This is a genomic window from Bradyrhizobium sp. RP6, from assembly GCF_003837805.1.
In the GTDB taxonomy this organism is placed as follows: domain Bacteria; phylum Pseudomonadota; class Alphaproteobacteria; order Rhizobiales; family Xanthobacteraceae; genus Bradyrhizobium.
Genome location: NZ_RQIT01000001.1, coordinates 176,917 through 193,401, shown reverse-complemented (window position 1 = coordinate 193,401; position 16,485 = coordinate 176,917). Strand labels below are relative to the sequence as shown.

14 protein-coding genes are annotated in these 16,485 nt (G+C 62.9%); 3 read left to right on the top strand and 11 right to left on the bottom strand.

Annotated features, from left to right (window positions below; translation table 11 throughout):
* Positions 1 to 6 precede the first annotated feature (6 nt).
* From rpoB to EHH60_RS00970, 11 genes are all read right to left on the bottom strand, one after another.
* Positions 7 to 4,131: a DNA-directed RNA polymerase subunit beta gene (gene rpoB / locus EHH60_RS01020; protein ID WP_124157675.1), complete on the bottom strand. Its 4,125-nt coding sequence runs from the start codon at positions 4,129 to 4,131 to the stop codon at positions 7 to 9.
* Between the two features lie 481 nt (positions 4,132 to 4,612).
* Entirely contained in the window at positions 4,613 to 4,990 is a 378-nt protein-coding gene (rplL, locus tag EHH60_RS01015) for a 50S ribosomal protein L7/L12 (protein ID WP_124157674.1), read from the bottom strand.
* 54 nt (positions 4,991 to 5,044) lie between these two features.
* A complete protein-coding gene (gene rplJ / locus EHH60_RS01010) occupies positions 5,045 to 5,563 on the bottom strand; it encodes a 50S ribosomal protein L10 (protein ID WP_124157673.1) in 519 nt (172 codons plus the stop codon).
* A 586-nt stretch (positions 5,564 to 6,149) separates the two neighbouring features.
* Positions 6,150 to 7,103 (bottom strand): 2-hydroxyacid dehydrogenase, encoded by a 954-nt coding sequence (locus EHH60_RS01005; RefSeq protein WP_124157672.1) that lies wholly within the window; start codon positions 7,101 to 7,103, stop codon positions 6,150 to 6,152.
* Between the two features lie 90 nt (positions 7,104 to 7,193).
* Positions 7,194 to 7,886, bottom strand: a complete 693-nt coding sequence (gene rplA, locus EHH60_RS01000) for a 50S ribosomal protein L1 (RefSeq protein ID WP_018647230.1) — start codon at positions 7,884 to 7,886, stop codon at positions 7,194 to 7,196.
* Positions 7,887 to 7,892: 6 nt separating this feature from the next.
* Positions 7,893 to 8,321 carry a 50S ribosomal protein L11 gene (rplK, locus tag EHH60_RS00995; RefSeq protein WP_011088164.1) on the bottom strand — a complete coding sequence of 143 codons (429 nt, stop codon included), beginning with the start codon at positions 8,319 to 8,321 and terminating at the stop codon, positions 7,893 to 7,895.
* A gap of 226 nt (positions 8,322 to 8,547) precedes the next feature.
* A complete protein-coding gene (gene nusG / locus EHH60_RS00990) occupies positions 8,548 to 9,102 on the bottom strand; it encodes a transcription termination/antitermination protein NusG (RefSeq protein WP_018647229.1) in 555 nt (184 codons plus the stop codon).
* A complete protein-coding gene (gene secE, locus EHH60_RS00985; RefSeq protein ID WP_007602984.1) occupies positions 9,102 to 9,293 on the bottom strand; it encodes a preprotein translocase subunit SecE in 192 nt (63 codons plus the stop codon). Before secE ends, nusG begins: the two co-directional genes overlap by 1 nt.
* 342 nt (positions 9,294 to 9,635) lie before the next feature.
* Positions 9,636 to 10,904 carry a class I SAM-dependent methyltransferase gene (locus EHH60_RS00980; RefSeq protein WP_124157671.1) on the bottom strand — a complete coding sequence of 423 codons (1,269 nt, stop codon included), beginning with the start codon at positions 10,902 to 10,904 and terminating at the stop codon, positions 9,636 to 9,638.
* Positions 10,905 to 10,986: 82 nt separating this feature from the next.
* Complete coding sequence (locus EHH60_RS00975) at positions 10,987 to 11,973, bottom strand: lysylphosphatidylglycerol synthase transmembrane domain-containing protein (RefSeq protein ID WP_245454366.1); 987 nt, start codon at positions 11,971 to 11,973, stop codon at positions 10,987 to 10,989.
* Between the two features lie 48 nt (positions 11,974 to 12,021).
* Complete coding sequence (locus tag EHH60_RS00970; RefSeq protein WP_245454365.1) at positions 12,022 to 12,609, bottom strand: SIS domain-containing protein; 588 nt, start codon at positions 12,607 to 12,609, stop codon at positions 12,022 to 12,024.
* A gap of 165 nt (positions 12,610 to 12,774) precedes the next feature.
* On the opposite strand from EHH60_RS00970, the gene EHH60_RS00965 reads away from it, so the two are divergent.
* From EHH60_RS00965 to EHH60_RS00955, 3 genes are all read left to right on the top strand, one after another.
* Positions 12,775 to 13,803, top strand: a complete 1,029-nt coding sequence (locus EHH60_RS00965) for an SDR family oxidoreductase (RefSeq protein ID WP_124157668.1) — start codon at positions 12,775 to 12,777, stop codon at positions 13,801 to 13,803.
* Positions 13,804 to 13,887: 84 nt separating this feature from the next.
* The gene (locus tag EHH60_RS00960) at positions 13,888 to 15,453 is read left to right on the top strand and encodes a PfkB family carbohydrate kinase (RefSeq protein ID WP_124157667.1); all 1,566 of its coding nucleotides are present in this window, start codon (positions 13,888 to 13,890) and stop codon (positions 15,451 to 15,453) included.
* Between the two features lie 28 nt (positions 15,454 to 15,481).
* A complete protein-coding gene (locus EHH60_RS00955) occupies positions 15,482 to 16,483 on the top strand; it encodes an NAD-dependent epimerase/dehydratase family protein (protein ID WP_124157666.1) in 1,002 nt (333 codons plus the stop codon).
* Positions 16,484 to 16,485: the final 2 nt, after the last annotated feature.

Genomic DNA, 16,485 nt, shown 5'->3' with positions numbered 1-16,485 from the left:
GTCGAATTACTCGGCCGCTTCCGACGTCGGCGCCGGTCCCATCTTGGAGTTGTGCAGGTCGACGTTGAGGCCGAGCGAGCGCATTTCCTTGACCAGCACGTTGAACGATTCCGGAATACCGGCCTCGAACGTGTCGTCGCCGCGCACGATCGCCTCGTACACCTTGGTACGGCCGGCGACGTCGTCCGACTTCACAGTCAGCATCTCCTGGAGCGTGTACGCCGCGCCGTAAGCCTCGAGCGCCCACACCTCCATTTCGCCGAAGCGCTGGCCGCCGAACTGCGCCTTGCCGCCCAGCGGCTGCTGGGTGACGAGCGAGTACGGACCGATCGAACGCGCATGGATCTTGTCGTCGACCAGATGGTGCAGCTTGAGCATGTAGATGTAGCCCACCGTCACCTTGCGATCGAACGGATCGCCGGTGCGGCCGTCATAGACGGTCGACTGCCCCGAAGCGTCGAGACCGGCAAGCTTCAGCATCTCCTCGATGTCGGCTTCCTTGGCACCGTCGAACACCGGCGTCGCGATCGGCACGCCGCGGCTGAGGTTATGGCCGAGTTCAAGCAGCTCGTTGTCGTTGAGCGACTTGATCGTCTCGTCCTCGCCGTAGACCTTCTTCAAGGTTTCCTTCAACGGCTTGATGTCCTGCTTCGACAGGTACGCATCGACCGTCTGGCCGATACGCTTGCCGAGACCGGCGCAGGCCCAGCCGAGATGGGTCTCGAGGATCTGTCCGACGTTCATGCGCGAGGGCACGCCGAGCGGATTGAGCACGATGTCGGCATGCGTACCGTCTTCGAGGAACGGCATGTCCTCGATCGGCACGATCTTCGACACCACGCCCTTGTTGCCGTGGCGGCCGGCCATCTTGTCGCCGGGCTGGATCTTGCGCTTCACCGCGACGAAGACCTTGACCATCTTCATCACGCCGGGCGGCAATTCGTCGCCGCGCTGAAGCTTCTCGACCTTGTCGAGGAAGCGCTGTTCCAGCCCCTTCTTCGACTCGTCGTACTGCTTCCGCATGGCCTCGATCTCGGCCATCAGCTTGTCGTTCGGCGAAGCGAACAGCCACCACTGCGACTTCGGGTACTCCTCGAGCACCGCACGGGTGATCTTGGTGTCCTTCTTGAAGCCTTTCGGACCCGCAATGCCCTGCCGACCCTCGAGGAGTTCGGCGAGACGGTTGTAGACGTTGCGGTCCAGGATCGCCTGCTCGTCGTCGCGGTCCTTGGCAAGGCGCTCGATCTCTTCCCGCTCAATCGCCAGCGCACGCTCGTCCTTGTCGACGCCGTGACGGTTGAACACGCGCACTTCCACGATCGTACCCTGCACGCCGGGAGGAACGCGCAGCGAGGTGTCGCGGACATCGGAGGCCTTCTCGCCGAAGATGGCGCGCAGGAGCTTCTCTTCCGGCGTCATCGGACTTTCGCCCTTCGGCGTGATCTTGCCGACCAGGATGTCGCCGGCGCGCACTTCCGCGCCGATATAGACGATACCGGCTTCGTCGAGGTTCTTCAGCGCTTCTTCCGAAACGTTCGGAATGTCGCGGGTGATTTCCTCAGGTCCGAGCTTGGTGTCGCGGGCCATCACCTCGAACTCCTCGATGTGGATCGAGGTGAAGACGTCTTCCTTCACGATCCGCTCGGAGAGCAGGATCGAGTCTTCGAAGTTGTAGCCGTTCCACGGCATGAACGCGACCAGCACGTTGCGGCCGAGCGCGAGCTCGCCGAGATCGGTCGACGGACCGTCAGCGATGATGTCGCCCTTCTTGACGATGTCGCCGACCTTCACCAGCGGACGCTGGTTGATGCAGGTCGACTGGTTGGAGCGCTGGTACTTCATCAGACGATAGATATCGACGCCCGACTTGGTCGGATCGAGATCTTCCGTCGCACGGATGACGACGCGGGTGGCGTCGATCTGGTCGATCACGCCCGAGCGGCGTGCCGCGATCGCGGCACCCGAGTCACGGGCAACGACGCCCTCCATGCCGGTACCGACGAACGGCGCCTCGGCGCGAACCAGCGGCACCGCCTGACGCTGCATGTTCGAGCCCATCAGCGCGCGGTTGGCGTCGTCGTTCTCGAGGAACGGAATCAGCGCCGCGGCGACCGAAACGAGCTGCTTCGGCGACACGTCCATGTAGTCGACCTTGTCGGGCGTCATCGGCACGACGTCGCGGGTCCCGCTCGAGCGGCAGACCACGAGGTCTTCGGTGAAGCGACCCTTGGCGTCGACCGGCACGTTGGCCTGGGCCACCGAGTAGCGCCCCTCTTCCATCGCCGACAGGTACACGACCTCGTCGGTGACGCGGCCATCCTTGACCTTGCGATACGGCGTTTCGACGAAGCCGTACTTGTTCACGCGCGCGAAGGTCGCAAGCGAGTTGATCAGGCCGATGTTCGGACCTTCCGGCGTCTCGATGGGGCAGATGCGGCCGTAATGCGTCGGATGCACGTCGCGCACCTCGAAGCCGGCGCGCTCGCGGGTCAGGCCGCCCGGTCCGAGCGCCGACAGGCGCCGCTTGTGGGTGATCTCCGACAGCGGGTTGGTCTGGTCCATGAACTGCGACAGCTGCGAGGAGCCGAAGAACTCGCGCACGGCGGCGGCCGCCGGCTTGGCGTTGATCAGATCCTGCGGCATCACCGTGTCGATATCGACCGAGGACATCCGCTCCTTGATCGCGCGCTCCATGCGCAGCAGGCCGATGCGGTACTGGTTCTCCATGAGCTCGCCGACCGAACGCACACGGCGGTTGCCGAGATGGTCGATGTCGTCGATCTCGCCCTTGCCGTCGCGCAGATCCACCAGCGTCTTGATGACGGAGAGGATGTCTTCCTTGCGCAGCGTGCGCTGGGTGTCGGGCGCATCGAGGTCGAGGCGCATGTTCATCTTGACGCGACCAACCGCGGAGAGATCGTAGCGTTCGGCGTCGAAGAACAGCGACTGGAACATGGCCTGCGCCGATTCCAGCGTCGGCGGCTCGCCCGGACGCATCACGCGGTAAATGTCGAACAGCGCATCCTCACGCGTCATGTTCTTGTCGGCCGACAGCGTGTTGCGGATGTAAGGGCCGACATTGACGTGGTCGATGTCGAGCAGCGGCAGCTCCTTGTAACCCTGCTCGTTGAGCGCCTTCATCAGCTTGTCGGTGATTTCCTCACCGGCCTCGGCGTGGATCTCACCGGTCTTCGGGTTGACGAGATCCTCGGCGACGTAGTTGCCGACCAGTTCCTCGTCAGCCATGCGCAGCGCCTTCAGCCCCTTCTCCTGGAGCTGGCGGGCCGCGCGGACGGTGAGCTTCTTGCCGGCCTCGAGCACGACCTTGCCGGTGTCGGCGTCGATCAAATCGTTGACCGTCGAGTAGCCGCGGAAACGGTTGGCGTCGAACGGAACGCGCCAGCCTTCCTTGGTCCGCTTGTAGAGAATCTTCTTGTAGAATGTGGACAGGATCGCCTCGCCGTCGAGGCCGAGGGCGAACATCAGCGACGTCACCGGAATCTTGCGGCGACGATCGATACGCGCATAGACGATGTCCTTGGCGTCAAACTCGATGTCGAGCCATGAGCCGCGATACGGAATGACACGGGCGGCGAACAGCAGCTTGCCCGAGGAATGGGTCTTGCCCTTGTCGTGGTCGAAGAACACGCCGGGCGACCGGTGCATCTGCGAGACGATGACGCGCTCGGTGCCGTTGACGATGAAGGTGCCGTTCATCGTCATGAGCGGGATGTCGCCCATGTAGACGTCCTGCTCCTTGATGTCCTTCACCGACTTGGCGCCGGTTTCCTCGTCGATATCGAACACGATGAGGCGCAGCGTCACCTTGAGGGGCGCAGCAAAGGTCATGCCGCGCTGGCGGCACTCGTCGACGTCGTATTTGGGCTGCTCGAACTCGTAGCGGACGAACTCCAACATCGAGGTGCCCGAAAAATCGGAGATCGGAAACACCGAGCGGAACACTGCCTGCAGACCTTCGTCGAGACGGCCACCCTGGGGTTCGTCGACCATCAGGAACTGGTCATAGGACGCCTTCTGAACCTCGATGAGGTTCGGCATCTCGGCAACTTCCTTGATGTGTCCGAAGAACTTGCGAACGCGTTTGCGACCGGTGAATGTCTGCTGCGCCATCGTGGCCTCTCATTTTCGTCGCCCGCTCTGGGCGCGCCGTCCGGAACGCGGCTGCCACCGCTCTCCGGGTTGAATTTTCGAACCCGTCTTGGGGCCGGAGACGCAGTTTCAGGCGAGAATGTCCTGATTCCGTTCTTCGGACCTTCAAAACGCAAAACGACGCGCGGGGCGCAAGAGCGCGCCCGCCCGTCACAACGATCGTCTTCACGGACTGAAAAAGCCCGAAATAGCCTGCTCTCCCAACGGCTTACAGGGAAATCCGACATCCCTGCCCACCGCGCTTTCGTGCTGCCGACCCGATATGGGGCGACAATAGTGTAGATTCGAGGGTTAGGCCCTCAAATCCCCACACTTTTTCGTGTTCGGCCTGCGTCGGGACGTTCCGTCGCACGCCTTTTGCATCTGGCCCACCCTCTTGAGGAGCGGACCGGGATCCCGGACCTCGTCGATGCGCGGCCGGGATCCCGCCAGCAAGCGTTGCTTACTTGAGCTCGACCTTGGCGCCGGCCTTCTCGATCTGCGCCTTGATCTTCTCGGCTTCTTCCTTGTTCACGCCTTCCTTCAGCGGCTTCGGAGCACCCTCGACGAGGTCCTTTGCTTCCTTCAGGCCGAGACCGGTGATGGCGCGGACTTCCTTGATGACCTCGATCTTCTTGTCGCCGGCGCTGGCGAGAACGACCGTGAACTCGGTCTTCTCTTCCGCCGGAGCGGCGGCAGCGCCACCAGCAGCGGGGCCGGCCACGGCGACAGCCGCGGCAGCCGAAACGCCCCACTTCTCTTCGAGGAGCTTCGCGAGTTCGGCAGCTTCGAGCACGGTGAGGCTCGAGAGGTCGTCAACGATCTTCTGCAAGTCAGCCATTGTTCAGTTCCCTTGAGTGTAAGTCTGGTTCGGGTTTGAGTTTTGCGAAGGGCGTCAGGCCGCTTCGCCCTTTGAGGCATGAGCCTGGATGACGCGCGCGAGCTTGCCCGCGGGCGCGTTGGCGAGCTGGGCCAGCTTGGTCGCCGGGGCCACGATGAGGCCGACGATCTTGCCGCGCAGTTCGTCAAGCGACGGCAGCGAGGCAAGCGCCTTCACGCCGTCGACATTCAGGACGGTCTTACCCATCGAGCCGCCGATGATGACGAACTTTTCGTTCGCCTTGGCGAATTCGATGACGACCTTCGGCGCCGCTACCGGATCGTTGGAAGTCGCGATCACGGTCGGCCCCTTCAACATGGGGCCGATGGCAACGACGTCGGTGCCTTCAAGAGCAATTTTGGCGAGACGGTTCTTCGAGACCTTCACCGAGGCGCCAGCCTGCTTCATCTGCGTGCGCAGCTTCTGCATCTGGGCGACGGTGAGGCCGGAATATTGAGCAACGATCGCGACGCTCGTGGTCTTGAAGACCTCGTTGAGCTGTTCGACCGCCTCTTTTTTTGCCGCTCGTTCCACAGCAAGCTCTCTCCGGTTGGCGGTCATCGCGAGAAGCGGGACCGCCGGGTTGCACCCATCGTCCCGCCCGAACCTGAACCTCCGGGCCAAAAACCCATCGGACACGCCGGGCAAGACGACAATTCAAAGCCTGCCCTCCGGGAGTCCCCTTGGAGACCCACGGCGTGTCGAGGTCCGAACCAGACCCGTTTCGCGAACCCAACCGTTAAGCTGGGCGCGAAGTGAAATCCGGTCTTCACCCGTCTATGCAGGCCATGCGATTAAGCCGTTGAGAAATCGAAATTTCCCGCAGGCGCCTGCAGTCTTGGACAGGACGAGGCCAGCCGGCGAACCGTCCGACCTCTGCCCACACCCCATCCAACCGACGGTCTTTCCTTCCTTTCCGGGCAAATCCTTGCGGACGTCCTGAAAAGGAATGATCTCCTGTCATGCCGGTTTTTCGGAATGCGTGCACGAACGCGCCAGCCGAGGCCGGTACGTTCGGAGGCGGTTCTTTAACCGCTCCGCGCCTGCTTGCCAAGAGCAAAATTCACACCAGTTCCAGTCGATTGCCGGCCAGGCTTGATCTCGGCCAACAAGGCCCGATTCAGGCCGATTTGACGGCGTAAGGAAGCGGCTTGCCCTCGAAGAACGCGGTCAAGTTCGCCAGGACGCAGTTCTGCATGGCAACGTGCGAATCCAGGGTGTGGCCGCCGATATGCGGAGCGAATACCACGTTCGGCAGCGCCGTCAGCGCATCAGGGGTGTGCGGCTCCGTCGCAAAGACGTCGAGGCCGGCGCCGGCTATGGCGTTGTCAGCGAGCGCCGCGACCAGGGCTTTCTCGTCTACGACTGAGCCGCGGGAGACGTTGACGACATAGCCGTCCGCGCCGAGGCGCCGAAGAATATCAGCATTGACGACATGCTGGGTCTCGGCCCCTGCCCGGACCGCGATCATGAGCACGCTGCACCAGTCGGCCAGCGCCTCCAGAGACGGAAAATATCGATAGGGCAGGTCGTATTGGGTGCGGCTGAAATAGCCGACCTCGGTCTCGAAAGCCGCGCAGCGCGCGGCGATCTTGCGGCCGATCTCGCCCATGCCGTAGACGCCGATGCGGCGGCCGGGCATGCCGGCCTGGGGCCGCATCATCGCCGACTGTTTTGACGCCGCCCAGTCGCCACTGCGGACATATTGGTCGGCGGCCAGGAGCCGCCGCGTCGCCGCGAGCATCAGAGTCATCGCGATGTCGGCGACCGAGGCCGCATTGGCGCCCGGACTGTGGCCGATGGCGATATTGCGCGCGGCGGCCGCCTTCAGGTCGACGCCGTCATAACCGGTGCCGTAGCAGACGATGGCGCCGAGCTTTGGAAACAGGTCCATCGCCTCCGCGCCGAGCGGGGTGCCGCCCGCCGTCAGCATCGCGCGGATGCCGCCGAGCTCATCCGCCGAAAACACCTCCCGCGCCGGCTTGCCAGCGGTGTCGAGCAGCTCGAACCGCTCGGCAAAACGCGCCATCATCGTTTTCGGAAAACGCGAGTAGATCAGGACCTTGTCAGCCATTGTTCTTGTTTCCGGTCAACGCCGCCACAAACGACGAGGGGCGGAATCGGTTGCCCAATTCCGCCCCACGCCTCATGTCATTTCGAAATCTCAGCCGAGAATGGTGCCCGGCTCGACCTTCACGCCGGGGCCCATCGTCGAGGACACCGCAACGCGCTGGATGTAGGTGCCCTTGGAACCGGCCGGCTTCGCCTTGGAGACAGCATCGGCGAGAGCCTTGATGTTCTCGACCAGCTTCTCCTCGGAGAACGAGGCCTTGCCGACGCCGGCTTGCAGGATGCCTGCCTTCTCGACGCGGAACTCGACTGAGCCGCCCTTGGCACCCTTCACCGCACCGGTGACGTCCATGGTAACGGTGCCGATCTTGGGGTTCGGCATCAGGCCGCGCGGGCCGAGCACCTTACCCAACCGGCCGACCAGCGGCATCATGTCGGGGGTAGCGATGCAGCGGTCGAAATCGATCGAGCCGTTCTGCACCTTCTCGACCAGGTCCTCGGCGCCGACGACGTCGGCACCCGCGGCCTTGGCCTCATCGGCCTTGGCGCCGCGGGCGAACACGCCGACGCGGAGCGTACGGCCGGTGCCGTTCGGCAGGGTCACGACACCGCGGACCATCTGGTCTGCATGACGCGGATCGACGCCGAGATTGATCGCGACCTCGATGGTCTCGTCGAACTTCGCCTTGGCGCGTTCCTTGACCATCTTGATGGCGTCCGCGAGCGGGTAAAGCTTTTCGCGGTCAATGCCTTCGCGGGCTTTGTTCAAACGCTTTCCGATTGCCATGACCGCTTACCCCGCAACTTCCAGACCCATCGAACGGGCCGAGCCCTCGACCATCTTCATGGCCGATTCGATGGTGTCGCAATTCAGATCCTTCATCTTCTTCTCGGCGATCTCGCGCACCTGCGCCTTGGTCACCTTGCCGGCCTTGTCACGGCCCGGCGCCTTCGAGCCGGACTGGATCTTGGCGGCCTGCTTGAGGAAGTAGGACATCGGCGGCGTCTTCATCTCGAAGGTGAAGGAACGGTCCGCATAGATGGTGATGATCACCGGGATCGGGGTGTTCTTCTCTTCCTTCTGGGTCTGGGCGTTGAACGCCTTGCAGAACTCCATAATGTTGAGACCGCGCTGACCAAGCGCGGGACCGATCGGGGGCGAAGGATTCGCCGCACCGGCCGGGACCTGAAGCTTCAGGTATCCGGTCACTTTCTTTGCCATGTATCACTCCTGTTGTGCCGGCATGCCGCCGGCGGTTCAGGTTCGTGGTCGGGATCGATGTGCGGCTGGCAACCGCCCTCGTCCTCCCACGGCCTCTCCTGGAGACGTCCCCGCCTCCACTCCTCCCGTCATGCCCGGACTTGATCCGGGCATCCATCACTCTTCGCAAAAGCATTCTTGCGAAGCAGATGGATTGCCGGGTCAAGCCCGGCAATGACAGCTCGAGTCAGACCTTCTCGACCTGACCGAATTCCAGCTCGACAGGCGTCGCGCGGCCGAAGATCGACACCGCGACCTTCACGCGCGAGCGCGCCTCGTCGATTTCCTCGACCACACCCGAGAACGAGGCGAACGGGCCGTCGGCCACGCGGACATTCTCGCCGATCTCGAAAGACACCGACGCCTTCGGGCGTTCCACGCCCTCCTGCACCTGGTGCAGGATGCGCATGGCCTCTGCTTCCGAGATCGGCATCGGCTTGTTTTCCGCGCCGAGGAAGCCCGTCACCTTCGGCGTGTTCTTGATCAGGTGGAACGCCTCGTCGGTCAGCTTCATCTTCACCAGCACATAGCCCGGGAAGAACTTGCGCTCGGCATCGATCTTGCGGCCGCGGCGCACCTCCGTGACCTTCTCGGTCGGAACCAGCACCAGCTCGAACAGTTCCTCGAGCCCGCGCTGCTTGGCCTGCTCGCGGATCGATTCGGCGACCTTCTTCTCGAAGTTCGAGTAGGCGTGAACGATGTACCAGCGCTTGTCGGACACTTGAGCGGTTGCTGTTGCCATCAGTGAATGCCCAGGAGGAAGGTGATGAGGACACGGATGATCTGGTCGGCGGCGAAGAAGAAGATCGAGGCGACGGCGACCATGACGAAGACCATGATCGTGGTGATCGTGGTCTCACGACGGGTCGGCCAGGTGACTTTGGCGGTCTCCGAGCGCACTTCTTGCAAGAACTTGAACGGGCTGACTGCCATCGTTTGATGTCCAACGTCCGTCGACAGACGCGAATGAATTTCGGGGATCCGAACAGCCGCCGTTGGCCCAGCCCTCTGTCTCGAAGGATGAGCCGGAAATCGGGCTCGATTGTTCGGGGATTTCAAAGCCGCGCCGGAGATCCGCGTCTAACGGGCCGGCTGCGAGTGCGGGGTAGATACTGCGGATGGGGCCAAAGGTCAAGGTATCGGAGCTGATACGGGCAAGCCGGCGTGCTTGGCGCCCGTGCCCAGTCCAAGGGGATCAAGGGTCTATTTTCCCCGTCCCAGCGGAGGCGAGATCAGCGTCCGCCCGGGTCCTCCCCGGCCAGCCCGCCGCCCGGGTCAGTCGGCCCGGTCGACCATGGAAACACCCGGGAGCGGCACCACGAATTTTCCACCCTCAGCGAAATAGCGGGCGTGCTTGGCCCGGATCGGATCGACATAGCGCCAGGCGAAGACCACGACGAACGCAGGCTTGCGCTCGTAAAGGGCGGCCGGGGGCAGGATCGGAATGTCGTAGCCCGGGCCCGCCATCACGTTTCCCTTCTTGGGGTCGTCGTCCACCAGGAAGTCGATCTTGTTCTCCAGGCCGAACTGCGGCAGCAGCGTCGTAGTGCCGACCGAGACACCGTAGCCGGCGACCAGCTCCCCCCGCGCATGGGCGGCATCGGCCATGGCGACCAGTTCGTCGCGGATGGCCGCGATCCTCTTCACATAGGGCGCGTAATAGGCCGGCTGATCGACGCCGAGCCGGTCTTCCTCGGCGATGAACTTCGCGACCTCCGCGGACGGCTTCTTCGCACCGCCGGCGCGCTGGACCGTCACGCGGATCGAGCCGCCCTTGGTCCAGATGTGCTGGACGTCAATCACTTCCATGCCGAGCCGCGCAAAGAAGCGCGTCAACGGCTTGATGTTAAAATACGATAGATGCTCATGATAGACGGTGTCGAGCAGGTTCTTCTCGGTGACATCGACGCCGTACTGCGTCTCGAAGACGAACAATCCGTCCGGCGCGAGTACGTCGCGAACCCCGATCACCAGCGGATCGAGATTGTCGACATTGGCGATCATGTTGTTGGCGATCACGACGCTCGCCGCACCATGGCTCTGCAGGATGCGGCGCCCGATGGCATCGGTGAAGAAATCGCCGATGGTCTCGATCCCGGCTTCCGTCGCACGCCGCGCAATGTCGACGGCGGGATCGACGCCGAGCACCCGCATGCCACGCTCCTTGAAGAAGCCGAGCAGCGATCCGTCGTTGCTTCCGAGCTCGACGACCAGCGAGCCCGGAGCGACGCCGAAGCGACTGACGACGTCGTTGGCATAGCCTGCGAAATGCTCCCGCAGGCCGAGCGAGAGCGAGGTGGTATAGACGTAGTTGCGGTACTGGATCTCCGGATTGCCGACATGGAGAATCTGGAGGTGGCCGCAGTCCCTGCACAGATGCAGCGCCATCGGTACCGCAGCCCGGAAAACAGGATCGTCGACGCTGGCGTTCGGCACCTGGAAGTTCGGCGTGCCGATGGGCATGCCTGCCATCGGGACGACCAGCTCCTGCTTGTCCGAATGGCAGAGGCGGCAAGTATGGCGGACGTAGAACAGGTTTTTCATCGTGGAACCGAAATGTGAGATACGCGAGCGAGTGAGACAATCCCACCCTGTGAAGACCAGATCGGCAACGGGCTCAAGCAGGTCATGAGTGGCTCGAAACTTCGGTGCCCTGCCCCAGCGCGAAGCCTGGCCCCTCCTCCGCCGCCTTGGCGGCTCTGTCCGCGGAATACGACCCGCGCTCCGGACTGGCCAGCCAGATCACGCCGCCGAGGAGCCCGATGATCACGCTGATGGCACCCAGCAGAAGCGAAACCGACAGCGCCTCCTCGGACGGCACACCTGCCAGACCAAGGCAGGCGACCATCGCCCCCTCACGCACGCCCCAGCCGCTGATCGAGATCGGAACGGCCGTCAACAACACGACCGGCGGGATCAAGATGCCCGCGTCCAGCACGGAAAGCTGCGCTCCGACGCCGCGCGCCAAGGCGTAGCAGGCCGCTGCCGTCACCAGATGGATGAGGAGCGCAGATCCGAACAGCAAACCGCGGCGCTCGGATTGCAGCAGAAGAAACCTGACGAGCGTTCCGAACCGGACGAAGCTTGCGATCGCGGGAAGCGCAATGAGGCGTTTCGGCAGACGGTCGAGCGTCAACAGGACCACGGTGCCAGCGACGCCCGCCAGCGTCAGTCCGCCGATGGCCAGGATCGCGGCCGGATTGGACACGCGTGACAGCAGAAACGGCAATCCGGCCACCATCAGCACGATCAGCCCGATCAACGCCGTGAAGCGGTCTGCCGCAACGCCCTTGACCGCCGCCGACCACTGCACGCCACGTTGGCGGAGCAGCCACATCCGCACCGCGTCCCCGCCGACCGACGAGGGCAACACCTGATTGAACCAGAGGCTGATCATGAGGATTCGCCAGCCGGCGAACCAGTCCAGCGACACGCCGAGCGCGCGCATGATCAGCTCCCACCGGCCGTTGAGGACGAATGTCTGAAAGAAGATCAGCGCCAGGGCGACGACGAACAGGACGGGATCGACGGAGACGAGACGAGTTCGCAATTGCCCCAGGTCGAGACCACGCGCGATGTAGACCAGCACCGCGACCGACAGCAGCAGCTTCACCGAAAACAGGGCCGCATGCTTGAATCGCGACTGCATCGGATGCCCGCCTCAGGCCGCCGGATATTCCGCACGACCGATGACGAGGTCGATTGCGGCCATCATCCAGAACTGGTGCGTGGTCTCGACAATGTTGTAGCTGCGGCTGTCGACCCAGAAATTAACGTCACCGAGATTGCGCAGCGGATTCTCCGCATTCATGCCCGACAGGGTGATCACGTCGAGCTTCATCCTGCGCGCCTGCGCAACCGCATTCAGAATGTTCTTCGAACGTCCCGACGAGCTGATCGCGACGAGGCAATCGCCGGCGCGGGCATTCAGGCGCACTGCGTGCGCGATCCAGTCCTCGAAGCCGTAATCGTTGGCTAGGCACGACATCATGCTCGCATCGCTGAAGCAGAGTGCAGGCACCGACGCATTCTTCGCCAGATCGATCGCCAGATGCGAGGCGATGCCGGCCGAGCCACCATTACCGATGAAAATGACGCGACCGCCCTGCTCTCGCGTGCGCAACCAGGACGCGCGCGTGGCAGAGATCCTGGCAAAAATACCGTCGTCGATCGCCGTCGCGCGATGCAGGCGTCCCACGTAGTCGTCGAGAAAGGCCTTGTGGTCGGGATCGACGGACTCGGCGGGCATGGGCTGGCGGCTCGATTGCAACATGTCCGGGTGATACCGACTATTACCATGGATTGCAAAGGTATAATACTTGCAAAGTTTGGGAGCGGCTGATAGTCGGCTTTCGGGTTTCACTCAACATTGGCGAGCCTGTTTCGCTGGGCATTCGCGTCACGGATGTTCCCCATGAAATGTATTGTTACTGGCGGCGCCGGCTTCATCGGAAGTCACCTCGTCGATCGGCTGCTCGATGACGGCAACGAGGTCATTGCGCTCGATAATTTCGTTATCGGACGCGCCGAAAATTTGGCCGCGCGCGCCAGTTCGAGGCAGTTGAAGGTCGTACGGGCGGACGTCACCGACCTCGACGCGATCAAACCGTATTTCCACGGTGTCGATTGGGTCTTCCATCTCGCGGCACTGGCTGACATCGTTCCCTCGATCGAGTCCCCGATCCCGTATCACCGCGCCAACGTCGACGGAACGGTCAACGTTCTCGAGGCTGCGCGGCATGCGGGTGTCAGCCGCTTCATCTATGCGGCCTCATCGTCCTGCTACGGTATTCCCGACGCCTATCCGACGCCGGAGAGCGCCGAGATCCGGCCGATGTATCCCTACGCGCTCACAAAGAATCTCGGCGAACAGTGCGTCATGCACTGGTGTCAGGTCTACAAGCTGCCCGCTGTCGCGCTGCGCCTGTTCAACGTGTTCGGACCGCGCCATCGCACCACCGGCACCTACGGTGCCGTGTTCGGCGTGTTCATGGCGCAGAAGCTCGCGGGCAAGCCCTTCACTGTGGTCGGCGATGGCGAGCAGACCCGCGACTTCACCTTCGTCAGCGATGTCGCCGATGCCTTCGTGACCGCCGCGCGCTCCGATGTCTCGCACGAAATATTCAACGTCGGTTCGGACAACACCTACAGCGTCAACCGGCTGGTCGAGCTTCTCGGCGGCGCCAAGGTCCACATTCCCAAGCGTCCCGGCGAGCCCGACTGCACCTACGCCGACATCACCAAGATCAAGCGGGTTCTGAAATGGACGCCGAAGGTGAAGTTCGAGGACGGCGTCGCGACGATGCTGACGTCGATGGACCAGTACAGGGACGCGCCCCTGTGGACTGTGGACAAGATCGCCGACGCCACCAAGGACTGGTTCAAATATCTCGGTGACGGCGGCGATGCGGCGTCCGGCACTCCGCAGAAGGCGGGCCGTTGAACAGACTCGTTCGACCTCGACGTCCGCGCCGCCGACCAATCATTTCCGGGCCGGCCAGACCGACCTGCGCTTTGGATAATTCACATGGATAATGCTCCGACCGACAAGCCGACTGTCCATCCGGCACCGCACCAGAAGATCAAGACGATCGAGGAACTGGGCGAGATCGCGCGGGCCGCTCAGGCCGAGGGCCGGAGCGTTGCGCTCTGCCACGGCGTGTTCGATCTCGTGCATCTCGGCCACGTCCGGCACATCCTGGCGGCACGCAACGAGGCCGATGTGGTCATCGTGACCGTCACGGCGGACCGCTTCGTCAACAAAGGCCCGGGACGGCCGATCTTTCCGGAGAACATGCGTGCCGAGATGCTCGCCGCGCTCGGCACCGTCGATTGGGTCGGCATCAACCGGACATCGAGCGCCGAGCCGATCCTCGATACCGTGCGCCCCGACATCTACGTGAAGGGCTCCGACTACGAGAATCCCGAAGATGACGTCACCGGCAAGATCGCTGTCGAGCGGGAGGTCGTCGAACGCCATGGCGGCCGCATCGTCTTCACGCGCGACGTGACCTTCAGCTCGTCGTCGCTGATGAACCGCTATTTCGACATCTACGATCCTCCTCTGCGCGATTACCTCCAGAAGGTACGCGAAGGCGGTGGCGCCGAGCGCCTGCTGAAGCTGATCGACAAGATTCAGGACATGCATGTCGTGCTGGTCGGCGATACCATCATCGACGAATACCAGTACGTCACGGCGCTCGGAAAGGCCTCGAAGGAGAACATTGTCGCCACTCTGTTCAAGAACGGCGAGCAATTTGCCGGCGGCGTCATTGCCGCAGCCAATCACGTGGCGAGCTTCTGCAAGTCGGTGGAGATCGTCACGACACTGGGTGGCAACGACTACCCTGAAGAGTTCATCCGCGCGCATGTCCGCCCGAATGTCACGCTCACCCCGATCCGCATTCAGGGTCGCCCGACCACCCGCAAATTGCGGTACGTCGAGATGGGCTATCTGCACAAGCTGTTCGAAGTCTACACCATGGACGACACGCCGCTCGACGAAGCCGAGCGCAAGGAGATCGACCGTGTCACCGCCGAGCGCGTGCGCGGCGGTGACGTGGTCATCGTCACCGATTTCGGTCACGGCATGATCGCACCCAGCACGATCGACACGCTGATCGCGAACTCCAAATTCCTGGCGGTCAACGCCCAGAGCAACAGCGGAAACCACGGCTACAATCTGATCACGAAGTATCCGCGCGCCGACTACGTCTGCATCGACGCGCCGGAAGCGCGCCTGGCGGCCACCGACAAGTTCAACGACATCGCGTCGGTGATTCAGGACCGCCTGCACCGCAAGATCGATTGCGACAACATGATCATCACGCACGGCTCCTTCGGCTGCTACCCCTTCTCGTCGAAGACCGGCGTCGCGCGCGTGCCCGCCTTCACCAAGACCGTCGTGGATACCGTCGGTGCCGGCGATGCCTTCCTGACGATCACCGCGCCGCTGGTGGCAGCCGGCGGCAACATCGAAGACGTCGCCTTCATCGGCAACGCGGCGGGCGCGATCAAGGTGGGCATCGTCGGCCACCGCAGCTCGGTCGAAAAGGCGCCGCTGGTCAAATTTGTCACCGCGTTGTTGAAGTGACGCGAACGGGGAAATCTGGAGAACGACAGTGATTGGTCAGAAATGGAACGTGATGGTTACCGGCGGCGCCGGCTATGTCGGCAGCGTGCTGGTTCCCCGATTGCTGGCGGCGGGCCACAAGGTCACCGTGCTCGACCTGTTCATGTATGGCGAGGACGTGTTCAACGGGGTCCGCGACAATCCCAATCTGCGCCTGATCAAGGGCGACATCCGCGACGAGGCCGCGATCAACGAGGCCTTGCGCGGCAATGATGCTGTGATCCACCTCGCATGCATCTCCAACGACCCCTCGTTCGAGCTGGATCCGGCGCTCGGCAAGTCCATCAACTACGACTGCTTCCGTCCGATGGTGCGGGCCGCGAAGAAGGCCGGCATCAAGCGCTTCATCTATGCCTCCTCCTCGAGCGTCTATGGCATCAAGGACGAGGCCGAGGTGACCGAGGAGCTGTCCTGTGAGCCGCTCACGGACTACTCGAGGTTCAAGGCGATGTGCGAGACCGACCTTGCCGAGGAAGCCGCATCCGGCTTCGTCACCTGCACGGTTCGCCCGGCCACCGTCTGCGGCTACGCACCGCGGCAGCGGCTCGACGTCGTCGTCAACATCCTGACCAATCTCGCGGTCAACACCGGCCGCATCCGCGTATTCGGCGGAACGCAGAAGCGGCCCAACCTGCACATCGAGGACATGTCCGCGGCCTATCTGTTCCTGCTCCAGCAGGATGACGCGAAGATCGACGGCAAGACCTATAACATCGGCTACGAGAACCACTCGCTGATGAAGATCGCCGACATCGTCAAATCGGTGGTCGGAAGCAATGTCGACGTGGCCGTCGAGCCGACCGATGATCTCCGTTCCTATCACGTCTCCTCGGAGAAGATCCGCCGCGAGCTCGGATTTGCGCCGACGCACACGATCGAACAGGCCGTGTCCGGTCTCGTCGACGCCTTCAAGGCCGGCCGCCTGCCGAACTCGCTCAACGACCCCAGGTATTTCAACATCAAGATGATGCAGAACATCAGCCTGAAGTGAGC